Origin of the sequence: uncultured Methanobrevibacter sp., assembly GCF_902771435.1 — an archaeon.
Classification (GTDB): Archaea; Methanobacteriota; Methanobacteria; order Methanobacteriales; family Methanobacteriaceae; genus Methanocatella.
Map to the genome: position 1 here is coordinate 1 of NZ_CACXXB010000074.1, position 5,966 is coordinate 5,966.

Annotated in this window: 3 protein-coding genes; all 3 read left to right on the plus strand. The window is 32.4% G+C overall.

The window, feature by feature from the left end:
- Positions 1 to 177 precede the first annotated feature (177 nt).
- Positions 178 to 1,401, plus strand: coding sequence for an AMP-binding protein (locus QZU83_RS10350; protein WP_295611908.1), 1,224 nt, complete (start codon positions 178 to 180; stop codon positions 1,399 to 1,401).
- Positions 1,376 to 2,047, plus strand: a complete 672-nt coding sequence (locus QZU83_RS10355) for an AMP-binding protein (protein ID WP_295611909.1) — start codon at positions 1,376 to 1,378, stop codon at positions 2,045 to 2,047. Before QZU83_RS10350 ends, QZU83_RS10355 begins: the two co-directional genes overlap by 26 nt.
- A 4-nt stretch (positions 2,048 to 2,051) precedes the next feature.
- The coding region (locus QZU83_RS10360; protein WP_295611910.1) for an amino acid adenylation domain-containing protein at positions 2,052 to 5,966 on the plus strand (3,915 nt) is incomplete at its 3' end.

Sequence of the window (5,966 nt, forward strand, 5' to 3'; positions counted from 1 at the left end):
CCAACTCTTTATTAAATTTAACTATTTTTAAATGGAATTAAAAATTTAAAACTAAAATCATCTAAAAATTTTAAATCAACAAAGTTTTTGAAAGAGTCAAAATATGTATAATATATATTTATAATAATGAATAAAATTATAATTATATATTGGTAAATCTGAATGAGGGTTTGTATTATGATTTCAAATAATTCAAAAAAATTTAAAAAGGATATGATTAGACTAATCGTTGATTTTGATGAAACAACGTTAATTGCTCCAAATTTAAATGGTGAGAGAGAAAAAGGAAAAATGTCCGAAGCAAATGTTGAAATAGTTGATGAATTTGATGGTTTCTGTCAAGCAAATTCAATCAGTATAGACAGTATTGTTTTAGCAGGTGTTTCATTAGCTTTAAACAAATATAACTTTTCCAATGAAAACATATTGTTTCATGGCAATAACATTCCATTTGTATCTAAATTTGAAAATAGGGACATTAATATTAAAGAATATTTAACCAAAATTCATGAAGATTTTGAAGAAAGTTTGAAATTTGGCCCTGAGGCTACTGAAGAGCTATTGAATAGCTATGATTTAAAGCCGGAGTTTTATTATGGTTGTGGGGATGACATAAATATTTCGCCTCATGATTATGTAAACTGCTTCAGCTTTAAAAAAGACAATGGAAAAATCATATTCTCTTTACTGTACAATGACCAGTTATATTCAAAAGATTACATAAAATCCTTCTTAAAAAGCATTGAAATCATACTGAAACAATTTACCACATTGGATATAAATGAAAATCTAATCTCAGATATAGCTATTGTCAGCGAAAGGGAAAATATTTCATTTGATGAGGTTGAATTGCCTTATGTGCATAAACGCTTTGAAAAACAAGTCGTCAAAACTCCTGATAAGGTTGCACTTGTCTCAAACGGCGAAAGATTAACTTATAATGAGCTTAATAAAAAATCCAATAGGATAGCCAATTCTCTCATTAAAAGAGGAGTAAAACCTAAAAGCAATATTCTTGTGATGCTTCCGAGAAGCACTGATTTGATAGCATCAATTTTGGGTATCTTAAAAGGAGGGTGTGCTTTCATTCCAATTGATCCTGATTATCCTTCAGAAAGGATTAATCAAATTTATGAAAACAGTCAGGCGGATTATATCATCTCTGAAAAATCCGGAGAAAACTCATTAGACATTAAAGATTTGCTTGAAGGGGACAATACTGATAATCCTGATGTTGATATTGGTGCTGATGATTTGGCTTATGTAATATACACTTCAGGATCCACTGGAATTCCTAAGGGAGTAATGATAACTCATAAAAATGTATGTAATCAGGTTAAACATAATCCTTTGGCGAGTTATAGAAGCGGATATTTTGACCGGATTAACAAATGGCATTAAATTAATTTTTGCAAGTGATTTGGAAGTAAAAAATATTGTAAATCTGATTAGACTAATTAAAAAACATAATCCTGAACTTATGGTAACAACTCCTTCAAGACTGCTGTCATATTTTGAAATTGATGAATTCAGGGATGCAATTTCCTGTTTTAAAGCTGTTTTTTTGGGTGGTGAACCATTTTCTCTAAAGGCCTTCACTCTTATAAAAGACAACAGTGATGCTTCCGTATTTAATGGTTATGGGCAAAGTGAAGCCGTTTCGGGAACACATTGTAAAGAGATAACAGATTCAAATAATATAACTATCGGAGAGGCCTTTAAAAATTCCCTATCTGATGTTAGGGATATTGATGGAAAATTGGTGCCTGATGGGGTAATGGGTGAATTATACGTTGGTGGACCTAATGTTGGAAAAGGGTATTATAATCTGGATGAAACTGAAGATGTTTTCATTGAAATCAATGGAATCGCATACTGTAAAACTGGGGATTATGCAATCAAAACACCTGACAATGAATTTGTCATTAAAGGAAGAAAGGATAATCAAATCAAATTAAGAGGATTGAGAATTGAAATAGATGAGATTAAATTTAACATAGGCAACTACCCAAACATTAAGGAATTCGCTGAAAAGTTATTTAAGTGAAAAATTGGCCAGTTATATGGTTCCAACAGCATTCATACAAGTTGATGAAATTCCAAAAAATCCAAACGGCAAAGCAGATTTAAAGCAATTGCCTGAACCTAAACTGAAATTTGAAAACATTTATCCTGAAAATGACACTGAAGAAAAGTTATTTGAAATGTTGGGTGACTATGATAATGGTTTTGGTGTAACTGATGATCTCTATGCTCTTGGATTCACATCCTTATCTTTAATGAAATTCAATGCAGCGATTTATGAGCAGTTCAACGTTAATTTGGACATTACAGAATTATTGGAAACTCCTACTATACGACACATTGCTAATTGTATTGAAATTGCTGAGTTTGACGAAGATTTAGATGAACTGATAAAATCTTCAAATGACATTACATTTTATCCATTAATGGACAATCAGCTGGGTGTGTATTATGAATGTGCTCAAAATCCTGAAGAAGCCCAATATAATCTTCCTGCATTGGTCAGGTTTGATAAATCTATCGATGCATTAAAATTAAGGGATTCTATTATTAAAACAATTGATTCATATCCTTATCTCAAAACAAGGATAGTCATTCATGATGGGCAATTGATGCTAAAGCGCGATGATTCAATAGCTATTGAGGATATCTCTATTGTTGAAACTGATGACATTTCAGATAAGGAAATCGAAAAAGAAAATGTCAAAAGATTTGAATTATTGGACAATCAGCTGTTTAGAGCTAAAATATATGAAACTAAGGATGAAATAATTTTATTCTTTGATATACATCATATAATATCTGATGGGGAATCCGTTGGAGCATTATTCAATAACATTGCCAATGCATACAATGGTGAGGAGATAGAAAAAGAGGTTTTCAACGGTTATATCTGTTCTTTGATAGAAAATGATGACAAGGGCAGTGAGGAGTATGCAGCCAGCGAAAGGTATTTCCATAATCAACTGACAAAAGAAGTCGACTCAACCATATTGACTCCGGACCTCAGAAACGATGAAAACGTTGCCAGATTGCAATCCATTTCTAAGAATATTGATTTAGAGCTTATTAAAGAGTTCTGTGCAGATAAAAGAATTTCACCGAACATACTGTTCATGGCAAGTACAATACTGGCATTGAACAAGTACTCATTCAGTGATAAGACATTGCTGACTACAATTTTCAACGGCAGAATGAATTCCAATTATAATAATACTCAAGCATTTTTAGTCAAAACCTTGCCGATTGTCTCCATTAATGATGAGAGAGACATCTCTATCAGACAATTGTTCAATCAAATCGATGAAATATGGAAAAATGGAATCAAACACAGTAATTATCCTTATATCAAAATCGCTGAGGCGTTCAATTTAAAACCAGAATTCATGTACTCATACAACAATCTTGAATTTGGAAACATCAAACTGGATAATAATATGTATGAAATTAAAAGATTGAATTCCCTTGAAACCAACTATAAGGTAACTTTCAATGTCTATGAAAATAAGGAAGATTTGGAATTGAATATATTGTACAATAACAGTTTTTACAGTGAAAAATACATTATAACTTTCTTAGATAGTGTTTTATCCATTGTTAACCAATTCATTGATGGAAATATCGAACAATTGAAGATTAATGAAATTGAATTGGATTCCCGTGACGAATTGCCTGCATTTTCACCAGTTGAAAATCCAATTTTACATAGGCGCTTTGAAAAGCAGGTCTCTGAAAAGGCGAATGATGTTGCATTGATTGCAATGGATGCGACTTTAACTTACGGAGAATTAAATGAAAAAAGTAATAGGATTGCAAATGCATTAATCAAAAAAGGAGTTAAGCCAAAAAGTAATGTACTTGTAATGCTTCACAGAAACAGTACTCTTATAGCATCGATATTAGGAATATTGAAAGCAGGGTGCGCATACGTCCCAATCGATTTGGAATATCCTCGAGATAGAATTGAGTACATATATGAAAACAGTCAGGCGGACTACATCATTTCAGAGGAGGATGATGTTAATTCTTTGAATGTTAAGGATTTGCTTGAAGAAGCAAATACAACAAACCCTGATGTTGAAATTTCTCCTGATGATTTGGCTTATATGATTTATACTTCAGGTTCAACTGGAAATCCTAAGGGTGTAATGATATCTCATAAAAACATTGCTAATCTGTTTGTGGAAAATGAAGATAATCTGATGTACAATATCTACAAGGGCATTACCAAAGCACTTTCAATTACCACTGTGTCTTTTGATCCTTTCTTGTTGGATTTATCAAGTTTGACTTTCGGTTTGCAGTTGGTATTGGCAAGTGACAGTCAAACCAAAAACATTGAAGAGTTAACTGAACTGATTCGAAGGGAAACGCCAGATGCAATTACTTCATCAACTCCGTCAAGGCTTAAACAGTACCTGGATTATGAGGGATTCCAAAAACTATTGTCCAACTTTAAATACATTGGTACTGGTGGAGAAATGATGCCTAAGGACTTGATATCTCAAGTTTCACAAATCAGTGATGTTGCACTTTACAACACTTACGGACCGACAGAAACAACTGTGGCTTCCAATGCATTAAATGTCATGGAATCTGATAGTGTCAGTGTGGGAAAGGCATTATTCAATTATACAACTGAGGTAAGAGATTTGGATGGTAAACTTCTACCTCAAGGGGTTATAGGTGAGCTTTATATTGGTGGGCCGGGTGTTAGTAAAGGATATTACAACATGCCTGATAAAACCAAAGAGGTATTTTTAGAAATCAATGGCATTCCATATTACAGAAGTGGAGATTATGCAATTGAACTGCCTAATGGTGAAATCGACATAAAAGGAAGAATAGATCATCAGATTAAGCTTAGAGGTTTAAGAATTGAGATTGGTGAAATTGAATATAACATAAGTAAATACTTTGGAATAAAACAGAATATTGTTGTTGTCAAAAAGATTAACAATAATGATCATTTGTGTGCCTATTTCACAGCAGATGGCGAAATCGATTCTGCAAAATTGAAAGAATTTTTAAAGGATAAGCTGACAAAATACATGATTCCAACAGTGTTTATGCAGATTGATGAGATGCCGCAAACACCTAATGGAAAAATAGACATTAAAAAGTTGCCAGAACCAATTTTAAGACTGGAAAATATAAAACCTGAAAATGAAACAGAGGAAAAACTCCATGAAATGGTATCTACTATGGTTAATACTTCTGAATTTGGTGTTACTGATGATTTGTATGCTCTAGGTTTTACTTCATTAACATTAATGAAACTAAACTCAATTATTTTCAATGAAATGGGTGCCAACATTGATATTTCTGTGTTATTCAATGAGCCTACAATCAGGTCTATTTCTGATGAAATCAGAAATGATGGTGGAAGCAAGTTAGATATTAAAGCTTTAATTGAAACTGCAAAAGAAATGGAGTATTTCTCATTGACTGAAAATCAGTTGGGGATTTATTATGAATGTATGCAAAATCCGGATAAAATAAAATATATTATTCCTACTGTAACCAGATTTGATAATAATATTTCTCCTCAAAAACTTAAGCAAGCTATAATAAGAACAATTGAAGCACATCCATATCTTAAAACAAGAATAATGACATTGGATGATGGTTCTGTAAGGCAAAAACGTGATGATGATATTCCTGTTGATGAAATTGAGGTTGTTAAAGTCAATGCAATCAGTAATGATGAACTGGTGGCGAATGATGTTTCCGGCTTTGCTTTGGATGGTGAACAATTATTCAAATTTAAGATTTATGAAACCCAAGATGAAACGGTACTCTTCGCTAATTTCCACCATATAATTACTGATGGAATTGCACAAGATAACTTATTTGATGAAATCATTGATGCCTATAATGGAAAAGAAATTCCTGAAGAGCAGGTTGACGGTTATGTCTACTCGCTCATTGAGGAGAGATTA